The following is a 16,676-nucleotide window of genomic DNA, read 5'->3' as shown; positions in this document are numbered from 1 at the left end:
CGGCGGGTCGTGGTGTTTCTGTCTGAGGTAACCCCAGCGCAGCAAACCCAAGGCCCCGCCAGCAATGGACGGGGCCTTGTTGTTTCTCCCGTCCGTGCGGCATCTGCAGCACCCAAGGAGAAACACCATGCCCGCAGCACTGTTGATCATCGATATGCAGGTCGGTCTGTTCCACGGACCGGAAAAGCCCTATCAGGGCGAACGGATTCTGGCCAACATCCGGCGCCTGGTCGCTCAGGCCCGCGCGACTCAAGTGCCGATCTTCGCCGTGCGCCACACCGGCCCGGATGGCTCACCGATTGCCGCTGGCAGTCCATTCTGGCAATTGTTGCCAGCGCTTGAACTGGACGCTGACATCGACACCCTCTTCGACAAATCCCGCCCCGATGCTTTCCATGGCACTGACCTCGCACAGCAACTCAAAGCCGCACAGGTAGAAGACCTCTATGTGGTTGGCATGAAAAGCCAGTTCTGCATCGACAGCACCTGTCGCAGCGCTGCCGATCTGGGCTTCAGACCACTGCTGGTCAGCGACGCCCACACCTGCATGGACACTGCTGCGCTATCGGCTGAAGCGATCATCAACCATCACAACGCCACCCTCGGTGCCGCTTTCGCACGGTTAATCGACAGTGCGGAAGTGAAGTTCTAAGGAAGCCTCCCGAAATAGACGCAACTTCACTTGCTGCGGTTGCGTCAACCAGACATTTGTTACGGCATCCCTTGTCCTACGGCTTCGTGTAATCAGTTAATGACGCCAGCGACGTTAACCACAGAAAACGCCAACAAATAAACCAATCAACCAACAAACTTTCAGAATAATCCTACAAGTTAAACAGCCACAAATACTCATAACAAAATATTACTTAAAATCGAATACCAGCCATTTGTTACAAACAACTACCCAGCCATTGAACAATATTCCATGGCAGGTCTATATTTTTATCGCTCCGAATTCGAAGACTAATAATTCAAGTGTGATCAAGAGGACACAGCATGCACAAGAACATGATGACCGGCCTGTTGTTGGCCGCACTGCTTGCGCCGCTCGCCAGCGCCAACGCCGATGTCCGCGAGCTGGCTTCTTCGCCACGATGGCTGACCACCAAGGTCTATATCGACGGCGCCCCTGAAACCGACGTCAAAGAGAAGTACCCCGGCGTCGTTGGTATATCGACGTGGGATCCCGAGCGCAATCGATACGAATTCTTTTACACCGATACAGGCGAATCAAAGTACAACAATGGCGGTGGCGGGTATTTCTTTGTCACCGGCGATCAGCAACAGCACATTCTTGTGCCGGATATCGGTCCGACCAAAACATGGGTCAGACGTCTGGAAACACTGAACAAACGTGAGTTCACTTATTCTCGGGAAGTCCCCCGCGACATGGTCGACAACAATCCTCTTGTGCGCATTCATGTCGTTCACGCGCCCTATACCGGAACGATAGAAACCAAGTCCGCCATCAAACAATAAAACCAGGAGTTCGCTATGCAAAAGTCAATTAAAACCCTGCTGATGTCGACGTTACTGATTTCTTCTGTCTATTGCGCCGGGGTCAGCGCACAAGCTGCCACCCAGCCCGCAAAAAACGCCGTCGCCACCGCCGACAACGCGATGATGCTGACCGTGTTTCTGAAACATGATCAAACCCGACCGTTAAGTGAACTAAAGGCTCAGCTTGCGCAACAGGGTTTCCATAAAACGTTCCCCCCGGCCGGAGTCGAGGTGGTGAGCTGGAACATCATGATGGGGATCGGCCAGGTCGTGACCGTGCGCTTTCCTGTCTCGCGTCTGGCGGAAGTTAACCTGGCGCTGGAAAACACCGCATGGGGCAGTTACCGCACCGAGTTCTATCCGACCTACGATATCAAGCCGCTCGCGATGGCTGAGCAAACCAAAGCCCAAGCGGCCCAATGATGTCGACAGCACAGCGGATCACCGGTGTGCTGCCTAACCTTGCTTCTTGCCCGAAGCCGTCCAGAATCAAAGCACCACTGCGCCAATGACAACGATTGCCAAGTCGCTGCGGATTCAGCACTCTGAAACGACTTTCGCGACCAACCCGCCGACGTTCACAGGAGCCGCGCAATGCCCGCCACCGTTCTGGTACTGGTTGAAACCATCAATGACTACTTGCCGATTCTCGAACATCAGGGCTTCCACCTGATCCTTGCCCCCACGCCCGCTGAACGTGCGCAAGCCATTGCCACCCAAGGCAGCCGCATCGACGCGGTGCTGACCCGTGGCCCGCTGGGTCTGACAGCCGATGAGATCGCCGCCCTGCCCGCGTTAAAGATCATTACGGTCATCGGCGCCGGTTACGAACAGGTCGACCTGCAAGCCGCCAGCAACCGTGGCATTACCGTGACCAACGGCGCCGGAGTCAACGCCTCATCGGTGGCCGACCATGCGCTGGCAATGTTGTTGGCACTGGTGCGCGATATACCACGTTGCGACGCCGCAGTGCGCCGGGGTGAATGGCCGAAGATCATGCGCCCGTCGCTGGCCGGCAAACGCCTGGGGGTTCTCGGGCTGGGCGCAGTGGGCATGGCGATCGCCAAACGCGCGAACCTCGGTTTCGACATGCAGATCAGCTATCACAGCCGTCAGGTGCGCAACGATGTGCCGTACGCGTTCTGCTCGACGCCGACCGAACTGGCGCGAGCGTCGGACTTCCTGATCGTCGCCACGCCCGGCGGTATCGGCACACAGCATCTGATTACCCGCGCGGTGCTCGATGCGCTCGGTCCGAAAGGGTTTATCGTCAATATTGCCCGCGCCAGTGTGATCGCCACGGCGGATCTGATCACCGCCCTTGAACAACGCAAAATTGCCGGCGCCGCGCTGGATGTGTTCGACCACGAGCCACAAGTGCCGGATGCGCTGAAAACCCTGAGCAACGTGTTGCTGACACCCCACGTCGCGGGGCTGTCACCGGAAGCGACGCAAGGCACGGTGGAGCTGGTGGGCAAAAACCTCGTGGCGTTCTTCTCGGGCGAGCCTGTGCTGACGCCTATCGCGCTGCCGCCAAAACTCAACAATCAACGCGTGCACTAAAGCACCCCGAGCAACGTCCACAAACGCCGCGATTCCGCATCGGCACTGATCAACTCACCGAGCAACTCGCTCAGCGGTTTGTTGCCCCACTCGACGCCGCGCCGAATCAGATACGGCACGGGGCTGTGAGGTTCGGTGCGGGCAAGGTATTCGGCGATCAGCAGCAATTGTCGGTAAGCCTCTTCGCGACTGGCCGGTTCGCGAAATACCTGGGCAGCCGGTGCAGGTTCTTCTGGTTGCGGCAAGGCGACGGGGGCTTCGACCACCGGTGCCGGCGAAGCCGGTTGTTGTGGGTGCATGGCGATAAACTCCTGAACCAACGTCAGCAGCGCTTGAATAATGTCCTGCAAAGGCCGCAATCCCGGGCCCTGGTCACCTAGATAAGCATTGCTCCAGCTGTCGAGCCGCTGCAGATGTTGCAGGCTCAGCAGCAGATTGCCCTGGGTGCGCAACCAGAACGCCAGCGGCGTGGCGCGGATCTGATCGCTGAGTTTTTTCTGTTCGTTGCGCGCGGTTTCTGCCGAGCTCTTGGCATTCTTGCTGTCGTTGGCCTGCACCTGCTGAATCTTTAAACGCCGCCAGACTTCAAGCGTATAAACCTCGAAATCACTGTTGCGAGTGCCGAACAGCGGCACGCGAGTGAGCAAGACTTCACTGTAGCGACGCACCAGCCATTCCAGCGGAATCACGCGCCACGACTGATCGCCCTCCTCGGCTTGTGGGTGCAAGTGCTCGGGGAAACGCTCACATAAACCGGCGATCAGCGCCAGGCTGCCGGGCAAACCGTCCAACGCTTGCAGGTGCAGCCAGGCTTCGCCAAGCCACGCGCTGAGCATCAAGTCCTTGCTGCGCTCGAGCAATAACGCAGTGGAGAGCTTCTCGACTTCCGACCAGTTCGCCCGCTTCAGTGTCGACTGCCAGACGCCGGTCGGCAGGCTGGCATCGTCCTCGCGGCGCAAGTCGCGCAACTGATCGAACTCACGCTCATAGCGCAAATCGACGCCACAGGGCGCATCCGCGCTGATCGGCGCGAGCAATTGATCAATCAGATCTGGCACAGCGGCCGATGGCAGGTTCACAAATCTTCCTTCTGCGATTCAAGGGCGACGGTGCTGCCGGTCACCTGAAACGGTGAGCGCGGCGCACGGGTGGGCAACGGCGCGATCGACAGCGGCAGTTTCGAGCCCTGGCTCATCAGCGACAGACGCACGAACATCCGCGTGAATTCGCTGGTGACGCTGTCCGGCGCCCCGGTTACAGGTAAACGCAACGTCAGCGGGAAATCGGTGTAATCCACGTTTGGCTGACGCTGCACCGAGAAATGCGCGCGCATCAGGCGCAGCAGCGACCATGGCCCGCCGTACTCCCAACCGGCCTCCAGATCACGCACCACCAGATTCGGTTGCAGCGGGTCGTTGACCGGACGCTCCTTGCCGTTTCGCGCCCAGCGCAGGGTCAGGCGGACAGGCTGGCCGACCATCCAGCGCAGATTCGGTTGCTCGGCTGCCGGATAGTTGATTTGCTGATTGCCGGCGAGCAAGCCCCAGGCAATCACCTGATCGGCGCCCAGCTCATCATCGCGATCGGTGCGCCAGCGCACGTCCAGCTCGACGCCAAGGATGCCGCTCTTGTCGCGCACGAACAGCGGCGTCAGCCAACTGCTGGCTTGCTTTAAGCGGTTGAGAAAATCCGCCGCGGCCAGGCGTTCCGGGGTCTGGTTGGTGGCAAGGCCGGCCTGCGCGACCGGCAGTTTTTTGTCGATCAGTTGCAGAAAATATTCAACCCGCGCCGGATCGGCGTCCTGCATCTGCACGCCGTTGGCGAACGGAAAGCGATCCGCCAGATATTGATTGAAGTAGTTGGCCAGCTCATTCCATGCCGCAGCGGCCTGTTGCACTTGCAGCATCTGGCAACGCTGCATGGCTTCCTGTTGCAGCTCCACCGCGCGCATCGCCAACGTGCCGCGTCCGCCGGCGATGTTGGCGGTCTGCAGCATTTGCAGGCAGGAATTGACGTCCATCTCGACGAAATCGCGGCTGACCAGTTGCTCGATCTGTGCCGGCGAACTGGCCGGGTTGGCCTCTTTGTATTTGCGCAGTTCGTCGTTGAGCGCACTGAACTGCGTCACGCGTTCGTAATCCAGGGCCGACAGATTGGCCTGCTGTGTTGTCAGCCACTGCAACGAAGACGTGCGCCGCTCAGTGATGCCGAGCATGGTGTTGAACTGCTGCTTGAGGCTCAGCTTCAGATCCTGCACGTCGCTGGCGCCGAACAGTTCCAGACCAAGGTTTTTCGAACCGTCCCACTGGCTGATTTCGGCCCGTCCGCCAAACAGCGGTTGCGCGGTGATTTCATCCAGACCACCAATAAGCTGCGCCATGGCGCGGCGGTTGAGCGCCGCTTGCAGACGCGTGGCGAGATCCGCGCGGTGCACCTCGACGAAAGCCTTTTGCAGGGCCATGGCTTGCTCGGCCTGCACATTGAACACAGCGTAAGGATGCGCCTGATCGTTGTGATCCTTGAGGCTCAACCACATCGCCTGGGCGGCGGCACGCTCGGCGGCTTTGAGCACCGCAACGCGATAGTCCGGTGGAATGCGTGGCAGTTCTTCGGCGATGTAGCTGTTGTAGTCGGCGAAATATTTCAGCGATTCATTGAGGTCATCACCGTCCACGGTCTGGCCTTGCATATTGACGTTGTCTTCGCTGGCACGCAGGGCGACCGAAACGAAGTCGCGCTTGAACAGCGCCTGTATCGCGTTATCGAGTTTCACCACTTGCTCTTGCAACGCCAATTGCCCGCTGACTTGCTGTACCAGCAAATTGTCCCGCGAGCCAACCTGTGCGATCCATTGATCGCGGAAACTCTGCTGCAAGCGTGACGCTTGCGTGTCGAGGTCTTGTTGGACTTGCGCGCCCAACAATGTGCTCCTGCCCACTTTGGCGAGGAAGTCACCATAACCCGGCACCAATTCCTGGCCTTTGCCGCGGCTCCACGTTGCATTGGTCAGGGCAATTGCCGCTTGCAGATCGTCGACCAGCGCGGTCAGCTCTTCGAGCTCGCGCAGGCTGTTGCCACTGCCGGCCTCCAATTGATCGAGGTGCAACTTGAGATAACCGGCCTTGCTGACAAAGTTGTCGGCGAGAAAATACTGATCCAGCCAGCGCTGCATCAATCCGGAAAAGTTGCTGACGATCAGTGGCCGGTCGACGCTCAGATCCAGCGCCTGCAAGCTGCCGTCTTCCGCGACCACGAGCAGCCGATTGTAGAACGCCGCGTAGGGCAAGGTGCCCGTGTTGAGGTTCAGCGACAGCGCGTTGTTGCTCAGTTGCACCAAGTCATCCAGCGGCGCACGCGGGTTGTTCTGCACTTGATTGAACAACTGGTTCTGCTGTTCCAGACGCAAGGCCCGATCCACCAGATCGTTCGCCTTCAGATAGTTCTGCCACTGCGCCGGGTCGTCGCTTTCGACACTGCTGCGTCGGTCGGTGCTGCGGATCGCCTTGATCTGCGCCAGTTGCGCACTCAACAGGTCATGCAGCGGCACCATGATGTGGCGCTGGGTGGACTGCAAGACTTGCTGCTCAAGCTGATTGTCGAGCGAGGAAAACCACGACGTCGGGAACACCAGAGAAACGTAGTTCCAGTGCGGCGCACGCTCCAGCACGCGCCAGAAGGTCTGCACATTGCGTCGGGTCGAGTCGACCCGTTGCGCCTCGTCGCTGATCGCCACGTAGCCCTTTTGCGCACCTTGCATCTGCCGCGCCAGTTCGTGGGCGTCCTTGACCGACACCTGCCAGACCCAGAGCATCGCCACGGCCCAGATCACCCCGACCACCAGCGCCACGCCGGCCGTCAGCCGCTGCCAACGCTGACGCAAACGCAGCAGGCGCGGCACGCCTTGCGCCAACCCGCGCTCGCCGACCAAGCGCTGACGCCACAACTGGCGCACAAACACACTCTGCTGCAAGCCGCTGTCGTCAGCGGAAAATCCATCTTTGGCATCCTCCGAGGCCTGACTGGCGCTGAAATAGACACCGCGAAAACACGGCGCTTCCCCCTGGGCGTTGCCTTGAAACACCGGTTCCAGAACACTCTGCAAACCGCGGCGCAAGGTTTCCAGACGCTCTGGCAAGGCGTACAGATCTGCGCTCAACTGGCCGGACAAGGTGCCGATTTCGATGATGGCTTCCGCTATGGCGCGATGGATGCGATCGAGTGCCTGATCGCTCCACTGCCCTTGCCAAACCGCATCGCGTGAATAAGGTGACGACCAGCCCAGGGTACGCTCGCGGGCCTCGTCGGGCAGCGCGCTGATCAGTTCCTGGAATCCCGGCAGTTCTTCGAGTCCGGTGATGATCACGTACACCGGCACACTCAATCCAAAACGTTGCAGCAGATCGATGAAGCGCCGGCGCGCCGCCAGACCGAGGCCGGCGGCCTGTTCAAGATTGCTCAAACGACTGACCGGCACCAGCCAGACCACCCCGTCCAGCGGCCGCTTGCTGCGCATTCGCAGGATCAAACCAAGTAATCGCCACCAACCGCCACGCTGCAAGTGCATACCGTCGTCGGGCAGAAACAGCGCTTGCGGCACCACCAGCACGGCGCCTTCGGGATCTGACCACCAGCGACCGAACCAGGCGGGTTTGTCGGTCGGTTGCAGACGCCATTCACTGACCAGTTGCGTGCCCTGGGTTTCGTCACCGAGCATCAGCAGCCATGGCATCTGATAGCGGTCATGACTGCCCTGCTCTTGCTCCATTTGCCGCACGGCTGCGTAAAAACTGCGGATCGCTGCGCCACTCTGGGTGCGCAACCACCACACGGCCACGGCGATGATCACCACGACCAGCAGCAGCGCGACAACCCACGCAACCATCGTCAGGGTGCTCATGAGTCTTGCTCCGCAGGCACCACCGAGTCGATGATCTGCAGCACCGGGTCCAGTTCCGAACGAATGTCCCGCCAGAGCAACTGGCCAAGCCCGGTCAGCAACAGCAGCATCGCCAGAATCCCCAACGCCAGGCGAAAGCCATCCGGCAGCGCCGTGCGCACCGGCAGTTGCAATGGCGTGGTCAGCGACGGCTGCGTCAGACGCTGACTGACATCGACATAACTGGCCTCGCCCTGCCAGGCAAAGGTGTACAGCGCCAGCCGCCACTTCTCCAATTGCGCCTGACTGTGTTCTCCGCGCAAACGCCCATGGAAACCGAGGATCAGGCATTGCAGATACACGTTGGCCAGATCGCGCGTGGTCGGTTGCTGTTCATCGAGCAAAGCTTGAATCGCCGCCGGCACTTGTTCGCCGGCCTGACGACTGGCATACAGACGCGACTCCAAAGGTTTGTCCTGCCACGCTGCTTGTCCAGGCCAAGGGGTGAACAGCAGGGTCTCATCGACCAGTGCGACGAACGCGTAAACCAACGCCTTGACCTGCTCGGTCGCCGAATCACCGACCCGCGCATAAGCGGTGCGCCACAATCGCTGCGAGGCCTGTGTCGAGAGTTCGACCACGGTCTCCACCAGCGCCGCTTCGTCCTCGCTGTCCTTGGGCAATTGCACCCAGTCCTGTTGCCATTGCTGCCACGTCTGGCGGAACGCGCTGCTCAACGGTGCGTCCTGCAACCCAAGGCTTGCGGCACTTCCTTGCGACATACGGCGTTCCTTGTGTGATCAGGCACTTTCACTGTTCTGGGCGACAAACAGCACCACTTGCCACGGGCTGCTGGTCAGTTTCGTCGCCGGCGCGGCGATAATCAGCGGCAGTTGCGCGTCGAACCACGTACCTTCGGCGGTGATCACAAACAGCCGCGTGTCCTCGCCAACGCTGTAGGCCACCTGTTCGCTGCGGCTCATGACCTGGTGCGACAAACCGCTCATGCGCTGGCGACTGAGCAGCGCAATGTGCGGTGCCGAGGCGATGATCGCGCCACGCAACCAGTCAATTGCCGCTTGTTCGCTGGCGCCGTTGGGCATGCGCAGACCAATCACCAGACGCTGACTCGGCTGCTCGTCCGGCAATTGAATGGAAAAGCTGTGCTCACCGCGCTCGAACGGCAGGCTGCGATAGCCGGCGCGGATCAGTTCGAGGGTGATCTCCAGCCATTGCAGCACGGCGTCATAACCGCGCTGCAATTCGACAAAATCCAGCGCTGCAAACGCCGGCACGCCGGCCAGCGGATCGAGCGCCGACCACGCGCCGGCCAGACCGAGCAATTGCACATAGAGGGTTTGTGGATGAGCAATACGGCTGTTCAGCGCGCCTTCGACTTCCGGCAGACGCGCCCACAACGCCGTCAACTGGCGGCGGATTTCCAGCGCATCGTCCTGATTGCCGGCCTGCTGCGCCTGACGCAAACGGCCACCGAGAAACAGACACTTCTCCCGCGACCGCGCGCAGAGACCGGCGATGCGTCGACCGAGCGCCGACTCCGGCAACAGGATCGGCGTCGGCGCCGTGTAAGACAGCGGCAGAAAACCGCCACCCTCCTTGCGGATTTTCAGCAGCGGCAGGCAGATCGAATCGGCCTTGTTCAATTGCGTGCACAGGCGTGGATTAGGGCGCCACACGGTGATCGATTCAGGAAATTCACCGCTGGTGAGATCCGGCAGCGCGTCGCCCACCACCGACTGCAAGCGCCCTTTGAGCGGCAGCAACTGCCCGGCCCGCCACATCGGGCTGATCGCCAGGTAAACGGTAACGGTGGCGTCGTCGGTGGCATCGATCGCCGCGCCAACATCCAGTTCCAGCGCCGGCCCGATCCCGGCCTGCAAATCTACCGGCAGGCCGTCGGGCATCGTCCCCTGCAGCGACAAGACGCGCACCACGCCAGCGCTCAGCGCCGAAGGATCGAATTCCATGTGGCTGACGCCCCAGAACCACGGGTTGCACGCTTGCGCCAGATGCGCGCCGAGCGCTTCGGCCCGCAATCCTTGCAACTGAAAATGCTGCGGCAGCAATTGCATGCCTTCGTGCCAACAAACCGCGTCAGGTAGCAGACTCATACGACTCCCTTCGACAAGGCCGCGATCCGGCGGCAGCGGTGGTGTTTCAGTGTTCGGTGGCGTTGACCAGGCTCATCTCGCGGCTGTCGAATTTCAGCCACGCCTCGCTCTGATCGTCGAGCCGCAAGCGGTGTGCTCCGGGTGTGTTATAGCTGGCGAAGACTAAAAGTCCAGCAGCCTTCTTGCCCCCCAACGGGAAGGGTTGGCGGTCGATGAATTGCCCCGGCACCAGCTCCAGTCCCCACACGCTCATCAACTGACGATAGTCGCGTTGGTACTGTTCGCGCCCGGCGAACCACTGGCTGGCACTGATGCCTGACAACTGCTTGAGCAGATCCGGGTCGGCGACTGCAATGAAGTCCACGGCAATCGGCGTGTCGTCGTTGGCTTTCGGAGCGACGTCGAGGGTCAGGCTGTCGAGGTCCACCTTCGGCCCGAAGAGGGAGCAACCGGCCAGGGACGCAAACAGCAGTGTTAGAAAAAGTCGTCTACGCAAAATGAATTTTCCTTTTCGCGAACCTGTCCAAAAATGTTTTTGCTTGCTTTTTTATAGACCTGTTCTAGCGTCTTGGGTAGTTCGGTTCCTACAGCCGAATCAAGAAGGTTTGTCAAAGGAACGACAGGTCATCTGCCTCCCTTTCTAACCTACGGTCCAGCAAGGGAAAGCGATGAACGGGCCTCCCCGATGCATTGCGCCCGCTCATCGCATCGGAGTCCGCCGTCATGGCAGAAAGTACTCAGCACAAGCTCGACCGGGTGCGCCCGCCCCGAGTGCAAATCACCTACGACGTCGAAATCGGCAACGCCATCGAGAAAAAGGAACTGCCACTGGTGGTCGGGATTCTTGCCGATCTGTCGGGCAAGCCGCTCGAACCATTGGCAAAACTGACTGACCGGCGTTTTACCGAAATCGACCGCGACAACTTCAACGAAGTGCTCGCCTCGATCGGCCCGCGCGCCACGCTGCAGGTCAACAACACCCTCAGCGGCGACGACAGCAAGCTCAACATCGAACTCAATTTCAAACACATCGACGACTTCGACCCAGTCAAGGTGGTGGAACAAGTCACACCGCTGCGCCGCCTGTTCGAGGCCCGCCAGCGTCTGCGCGATCTGCTGACCAAACTCGACGGCAACGATGACCTGGACAAGCTGTTGCGCGACGTCATCGCCAACACCGAAGGCCTGCAGGAAATCAAATCGGCCCGCCCGGACAACGCTACCCCGGCAGCTGATGCCGAGGCGCCGGCCGAACCGCAAGCCTGATCGTTCACTTACATCGAGGGGAGAATTCGCCATGCCCGCTTCAGCTCAGAAACAAGCCAGCGACAGTACGACCGAGACACTTTCCCTGCTTGACCAGATCATTCTCGACGGCCGCATGGCCCACGATGACAGTCAGCAGGATTACGCCCGCGACATGCTCGCGGAGTTCGCCACCCAGGTCCTCGACGAAGGCATGGCCATCGACAAGGACACCGTGGCGATGATCAACGACCGTATCAGCCAGATCGACGAGCTGATCAGCGCCCAACTCAACGAGGTCCTGCACCACCCCGACCTGCAAAAACTCGAAGCCTCGTGGCGTGGCCTGCACCTGCTGGTGCAGAACACCGAAACCAGCACCCGGCTGAAACTGCGCCTGCTCAACGTGACGCAGAAAGAGTTGCAGAACGACCTGGAGAAAGCCGTCGAATTCGACCAGAGCGCACTGTTCAAGAAAATTTATGAAGAGGAATACGGCACCTTCGGTGGCCACCCGTTCAGCCTGTTGGTCGGTGACTACACCTTCGGCCGTCACCCACAGGACATCGGCCTGCTGGAGAAACTGTCGAACGTCGCCGCCGCGGCTCACGCGCCGTTCATTGCTGCCGCCAGTCCTCGTCTGTTCGACATGAACAGCTTCACCGAACTGGCGGTGCCGCGTGATTTGTCCAAGGTCTTCGAGAGCCAGGAGCTGATCAAGTGGCGCTCATTCCGCGAGAGTGAGGATTCGCGCTACGTATCGCTGGTGCTGCCGCACTTCCTCCTGCGTCTGCCCTACGGCCCCGACACCTCGCCGGTGGAAGGCATCAACTACGTCGAAGACGTCAATGGCACCGACCACAGCAAATACCTGTGGGGCAACGCCGCGTGGGCGCTGTCGCAACGCATCACCGAAGCCTTTGCCAAATACGGCTGGTGCGCGGCAATTCGTGGCGCTGAAGGCGGCGGCGCGGTCGAAGGTTTGCCGGCGCACACCTTCCGCACCAGCTCCGGCGACCTGTCGCTGAAATGCCCGACCGAAGTGGCGATCACCGACCGCCGCGAGAAGGAACTCAACGACCTCGGCTTCATCGCCCTGTGCCACAAGAAAAACAGCGACGTCGCGGTGTTCTTCGGCGGTCAGACCACCAACAAGTCCAAGGTCTACAACACCAATGAGGCCAACGCCAACGCGCGGATCTCGGCGATGCTGCCGTACGTGCTCGCGGCCTCGCGTTTCGCCCATTACCTGAAGGTGATCATGCGCGACAAGGTCGGCAGTTTCATGACCCGCGACAACGTGCAGACCTACCTCAATAACTGGATCGCCGATTACGTGCTGATCAACGACAACGCGCCGCAGGAAATCAAGGCGCAGTACCCGTTGCGTGAAGCCCGCGTGGACGTCACCGAAGTCGCCGGCAAACCCGGTGCCTACCGGGCGACGGTGTTTCTGCGGCCGCACTTCCAGCTTGAGGAACTGACTGCATCGATCCGCCTGGTGGCAACCTTGCCGCCACCGGTTGCCGCTTAAAGCTCCAGAGAAAACCCTGATGGCGAGAGGATTTATCCCCTCGCCACGGGCTCCGTGTTCAGCCCATTTGCCTAATGTGAATTTCTTCAGGAGTTTCAAGCGATGGATGCAATCATTCTCGACCTCGGCGGCGACATCAAAGGCGACAGCCTGCTCGAAGGTTTTGCGGACAAGATCGAAGTCATGTCCTACAGCCACAACGTGGCGATGCAAGTCACCAACGACGTCAGCAACTCGGAGCGCACCTCCGGCAAACCCCATGTCGGCGAGTTCACGGTGACCAAGTTTATCGACAGCTCGACACCGTCACTCAACGAATACTGCTGCGCCGGCAAACCGATCCCCGAAGCCATCATCACCATCGGCCGCAACGCCGCCGAGGGCAGCGGGCAGTTGATGCCCTTTATTGTCTACACCCTCACCAACGTGGTGCTGTCCAACGTCAGCGTCAGCGGCGGTACCGGTGGCAAACCGGTGGAAACCGTGTCGCTGAACTTCACCAAGATCAAATGGGAACTCACCGCGCAGAAAGACGACGGCACCAAGGAAGGCACGGCCGCGTCGACCTGGGACATGGCCGCCAACAAGCTTGTCAGCTAACCCGGCGCCTTGGCCATGGCAGGCACCGGCATGCGCGCGCCGCTGTTCGAACGCCTCGCGTCCAGCGAGGCCGAGAGCACGCGCGAGTTCGATCGGCAGGACTTGCTCGACTCGGTGCACGCCGAGCTCGGGCGCCTGTTCAACACCCGCCGTGGTCCACTCACGCGGACCACGCCAGCGAGTGTGATCGACTACGGCATCGCCGACTGGAGCGCCTTGCAACAGCAACGCAGCGATGATCGGCGGCGGCTGGCGCGGGACATCCGCGAAGCGATCATGCATTTTGAACCGCGCCTGCTGCTGGGCGAAGTTCAGGTCAATCCCTTGCCCGAACACCCGCAGCGCATGAGCATTCGCTTGCTCGGCGAATTACGCAGCGGCCAGCAGCACTGGCCGGTAGCCTTTGTCATCGAGCCTGGCGGCGAAGGGCTGGAGGTGCGCCATGAGCGACTCGATTGACCCGCAACTGCTCGATTACTACCAACGCGAACTGACCTGGCTGCGGCATGCCGGCAGCCAATTTGCCGAACGATACCCGAAAGTCGCGCGGCGTCTGGAACTGTCCCCGGGCGAATGCCCCGATCCGCACGTCGAGCGTTTGCTGGAAGGTTTCGCCCTGCTCGCCGCCCGCCTGCAACGACGTCTGGATGACGACTACGCCGAGTTCAGCGATGCGCTGCTCGAGCAACTTTATCCCTTGGCGATGCGGCCGTTGCCGTCCTGCGCCATCGTGCAGTTCGAGCCAGACCCAGGCAAAGGCAAACTCGACGAGGGCTATCCCCTGCCCCGCGATACGCCATTATTCGTCACCACCAGCAAGGGCGAGAGCATTCACTTTCGCACCTCGGCCGCCGTTCGGTTATGGCCGATCGAAGTCACCGAAGCGCTGTTGCTGGGCAGCGATGAAGCCCAGGCGTTGACCGGCGTGGCGCAATCGCGCTCGGCATTGCGTTTGAGTCTGCGCTGCCTGGGCGAGAGCCAGTGGGCTGATCTGGGCATTGAGCAATTGCGCATCCACCTGGCCGCTTCCCCGGTGGTCAATGCTTGCCTGTATGACCTGCTTGGCGCGCATGCGATGCAGGTATTGGCGGGATCGCCGGGCAGCGTTCCGACGGCGCTGAAAGGTTTGCCGAACATCGTCGGTTTCAGCGATGACGAAGCACTGTTGCCGGATGAAGACGGTGTCCATCCGGGCATGCGCTTGCTGGCCGAGTATTTTGCTTTCCCGGATAAATTCCACTTTTTCGATCTGCCCTTGAGCGGTGTTTCCAGCGACAGTCAGGCCCTCTATCTGTATATCGTTTTCGACCGTGTCCCTGCTAGCCGCCTGCACTTGCAGGCCAGTGATATCGCCTTGGGCTGCGCACCGGTAATCAACCTGTTCCCGCGGACTTCCGAGCCGCTGCGTCCCGATGGCACGCGCAGCGAGTATCGACTGATCGCCGACAGCCACCGCGAGAACAGTGTCGAAATCCACAGCATTCGCGGCATGCGCGCCAGTACTCGCACCGGTGTGCAGCGCCTGCCGGCGTATTACGGCAGCCAGCACAGCGGCGGCGACCAGCAGCGCTACTGGCATGCGCGACGGGTCAACGGCATGACGCCAAACCGGCTCGGCAGCGATTTATTGGTGAGCGTGGTCGACACCCGTTTTGAACCGCAAACCGATCTGCCTGATTACAGCCTTACCGCCGAGTTGCTCTGCACCAACCGTCATCTGGCGCAAACCCTGCCGGCCGGTACGCCGCTGGGTTTCGAGCGCCCCGGCCCGGTTGCCTGGGCCCGCCTGCGCAATCCGCCGAGTGCACAAAGTCAGCCGCGGCTGGACGGTGATTCGCGCTGGCGCCTGGTGTCGCAACTGACCCTCAATCATCTGTCGCTGGTTGAAGGCCCGCAGGCGCTGGATGCACTGAAAGAGATTCTGCATCTGCACAACCTGCGCGATGAGGCCAGCGCCTTGAGGCAGATCGAAGGCCTGCTGCACCTCAGCTGCGAACGGGTAATCGGCCATGTTGGCGCTGATGCCTGGCGCGGCTGGCGCAATGGTCTGGAAGTGCAGTTGCAGCTTGATCCGCAGCATTTTGTCGGCAGCAGCGCGGTGTTGTTTTCGGCGGTGCTGGCGCAGTTCTTTTCCCTGTACGCCACGGCCAACCGCTTTGTGCGCACCGTCCTGATGCAGTCCGACAAGGAGGTCAAGGCATGGCAACCCCAAGCCGGCATGCCCCTGTCGCTCTGACCCTGAGCCAGCGCCTGCGCTGTGAGCCGCAGGCCTTCGAATGGTTGCAGGCGTTGCTGTTGCTCGAACGCGAGCAGCCGCAGGCCGACCCACTCGGCAGCGGCACCTCGCCGCAGACCGAAGCGCTGAAACTGCGCGGACCACTGACGCCGGCGTTTGCCGCCAGCCAGATTGAAGCCCTGCACGAAGCGCCTGGCGAACCGCTGACACTCGACACACCGATATTCGGACTCGGCGGCCCGGATGGCCCTCTCCCCTACGCCTATCAGGATTGGCTGCAACAACGGGCGCGGGCCAAAGATCATGCACCGGCCGCGTTTCTCGATCTGTTCCAGCATCGCTTGCTCAGCCTGCTGTACAAAGTGATGCGCAAACACCGGGTGGCGCTAGGCTTTGTCACGCCGGGGGCGTCGCCGGTACAGGCGCAATTGCGCGCGCTGACCGGTTTGCTGCCCAAGGCGTTGCAGGAGCGCCAGGCTGCTCCCGACTGCGCCGTTCTTGCCTGTACGGCGTTGTTTGCCGATGGCCGTCGCTCACTGGCGGGATTTGCCGCGATCGTGCGCGAGCAGTTTGCCGTGCCGGTTGAGTTGAGCGCCTACGAAGGTGCCTGGCGGCAGATCCCGTCCGCCAGCCGCAGCGTAATCAAGCCCGGCGGACGCAATCTGCAACTGGGCCGCAGCGCCGTGGCCGGCACGCGGGTCTGGGATGAGCACGCCGGCATTCGCCTGACCCTCGGACCATTGCCGTCGACGCAAGCGGCGCGCTTTCTGCCGGATGGCGAAGCACACCCGGCACTGGCCAGTCTCGCGGCACTGTATTTCGGCCCGGATCTGGACATCAAACTGGTGCTGCGGGTACGCGGTGCCGGGCCGCTGAAACTCGCTCGCCAGACTCCGGCCCTGTTGAGCTGGAACGGTGGGTTGCAGCGTCAGGCCAGCCTCGGCGTGCAAACCATCGAAACCCGACTGCGTCAGCTGGAGATTACCTGAA

At 60.9% G+C, this 16,676-nt stretch carries 15 protein-coding genes; 10 read left to right on the top strand and 5 right to left on the bottom strand.

The window, feature by feature from the left end:
* The first annotated feature begins 127 nt into the window (after window positions 1–127).
* From AC3IUF_RS11515 to AC3IUF_RS11500, 4 genes are all read left to right on the top strand, one after another.
* Window positions 128–652: a cysteine hydrolase family protein gene (locus AC3IUF_RS11515; RefSeq protein ID WP_007911018.1), complete on the top strand. Its 525-nt coding sequence runs from the start codon at window positions 128–130 to the stop codon at window positions 650–652.
* Between the two features lie 344 nt (window positions 653–996).
* On the top strand, window positions 997–1,479 hold the full coding sequence (locus tag AC3IUF_RS11510) for a DUF4822 domain-containing protein (protein WP_007911020.1): 483 nt from the start codon (window positions 997–999) through the stop codon (window positions 1,477–1,479).
* 15 nt (window positions 1,480–1,494) lie between these two features.
* Window positions 1,495–1,923, top strand: coding sequence for a hypothetical protein (locus AC3IUF_RS11505; protein ID WP_007911022.1), 429 nt, complete (start codon window positions 1,495–1,497; stop codon window positions 1,921–1,923).
* Window positions 1,924–2,094: 171 nt separating this feature from the next.
* Complete coding sequence (locus AC3IUF_RS11500; protein ID WP_007911024.1) at window positions 2,095–3,063, top strand: 2-hydroxyacid dehydrogenase; 969 nt, start codon at window positions 2,095–2,097, stop codon at window positions 3,061–3,063.
* On the opposite strand, the gene tssA is transcribed toward AC3IUF_RS11500, so the two are convergent.
* Genes tssA through AC3IUF_RS11475 form a run of 5 tightly spaced genes read right to left on the bottom strand, consistent with a single transcriptional unit; the run spans window position 3,060 to window position 10,567 of the window.
* Window positions 3,060–4,142, bottom strand: a complete 1,083-nt coding sequence (tssA, locus tag AC3IUF_RS11495) for a type VI secretion system protein TssA (RefSeq protein WP_123374904.1) — start codon at window positions 4,140–4,142, stop codon at window positions 3,060–3,062. The genes AC3IUF_RS11500 and tssA overlap by 4 nt on opposite strands.
* Window positions 4,139–7,960, bottom strand: a complete 3,822-nt coding sequence (locus AC3IUF_RS11490; protein WP_489281061.1) for a type VI secretion protein IcmF/TssM N-terminal domain-containing protein — start codon at window positions 7,958–7,960, stop codon at window positions 4,139–4,141. Before AC3IUF_RS11490 ends, tssA begins: the two co-directional genes overlap by 4 nt.
* Window positions 7,957–8,721, bottom strand: a complete 765-nt coding sequence (locus AC3IUF_RS11485; protein ID WP_007911029.1) for a DotU/TssL family secretion system protein — start codon at window positions 8,719–8,721, stop codon at window positions 7,957–7,959. The genes AC3IUF_RS11490 and AC3IUF_RS11485 overlap by 4 nt, the downstream gene beginning before the upstream one ends.
* An 18-nt stretch (window positions 8,722–8,739) precedes the next feature.
* Window positions 8,740–10,071 (bottom strand): type VI secretion system baseplate subunit TssK, encoded by a 1,332-nt coding sequence (tssK, locus tag AC3IUF_RS11480; protein WP_007911031.1) that lies wholly within the window; start codon window positions 10,069–10,071, stop codon window positions 8,740–8,742.
* 46 nt (window positions 10,072–10,117) lie between these two features.
* A complete protein-coding gene (locus AC3IUF_RS11475; protein WP_007911033.1) occupies window positions 10,118–10,567 on the bottom strand; it encodes a hypothetical protein in 450 nt (149 codons plus the stop codon).
* A gap of 227 nt (window positions 10,568–10,794) precedes the next feature.
* Between AC3IUF_RS11475 and tssB the strand changes: the two genes are divergently transcribed.
* The 6 genes from tssB (at window position 10,795) to tssG (ending at window position 16,675) form a co-directional block, all read left to right on the top strand.
* Window positions 10,795–11,337, top strand: coding sequence for a type VI secretion system contractile sheath small subunit (gene tssB, locus AC3IUF_RS11470; protein ID WP_007911036.1), 543 nt, complete (start codon window positions 10,795–10,797; stop codon window positions 11,335–11,337).
* A gap of 31 nt (window positions 11,338–11,368) precedes the next feature.
* Entirely contained in the window at window positions 11,369–12,850 is a 1,482-nt protein-coding gene (gene tssC / locus AC3IUF_RS11465; protein ID WP_007911038.1) for a type VI secretion system contractile sheath large subunit, read from the top strand.
* 102 nt (window positions 12,851–12,952) lie between these two features.
* The gene (locus AC3IUF_RS11460) at window positions 12,953–13,450 is read left to right on the top strand and encodes an Hcp family type VI secretion system effector (protein WP_007911046.1); all 498 of its coding nucleotides are present in this window, start codon (window positions 12,953–12,955) and stop codon (window positions 13,448–13,450) included.
* Window positions 13,451–13,465: 15 nt separating this feature from the next.
* Window positions 13,466–13,909 carry a type VI secretion system baseplate subunit TssE gene (tssE, locus tag AC3IUF_RS11455; protein WP_042704864.1) on the top strand — a complete coding sequence of 148 codons (444 nt, stop codon included), beginning with the start codon at window positions 13,466–13,468 and terminating at the stop codon, window positions 13,907–13,909.
* Complete coding sequence (gene tssF / locus AC3IUF_RS11450; RefSeq protein ID WP_095111560.1) at window positions 13,893–15,686, top strand: type VI secretion system baseplate subunit TssF; 1,794 nt, start codon at window positions 13,893–13,895, stop codon at window positions 15,684–15,686. Before tssE ends, tssF begins: the two co-directional genes overlap by 17 nt.
* Window positions 15,650–16,675, top strand: a complete 1,026-nt coding sequence (gene tssG, locus AC3IUF_RS11445; RefSeq protein WP_489281060.1) for a type VI secretion system baseplate subunit TssG — start codon at window positions 15,650–15,652, stop codon at window positions 16,673–16,675. The genes tssF and tssG overlap by 37 nt, the downstream gene beginning before the upstream one ends.
* The last annotated feature ends 1 nt before the right edge of the window (window position 16,676 follow it).

This window comes from Pseudomonas sp. KH_040 (assembly GCF_057839305.1).
Note: the sequence above shows the minus strand (reverse complement) of the source record. Positions and strands in the feature narration are given on the sequence as shown.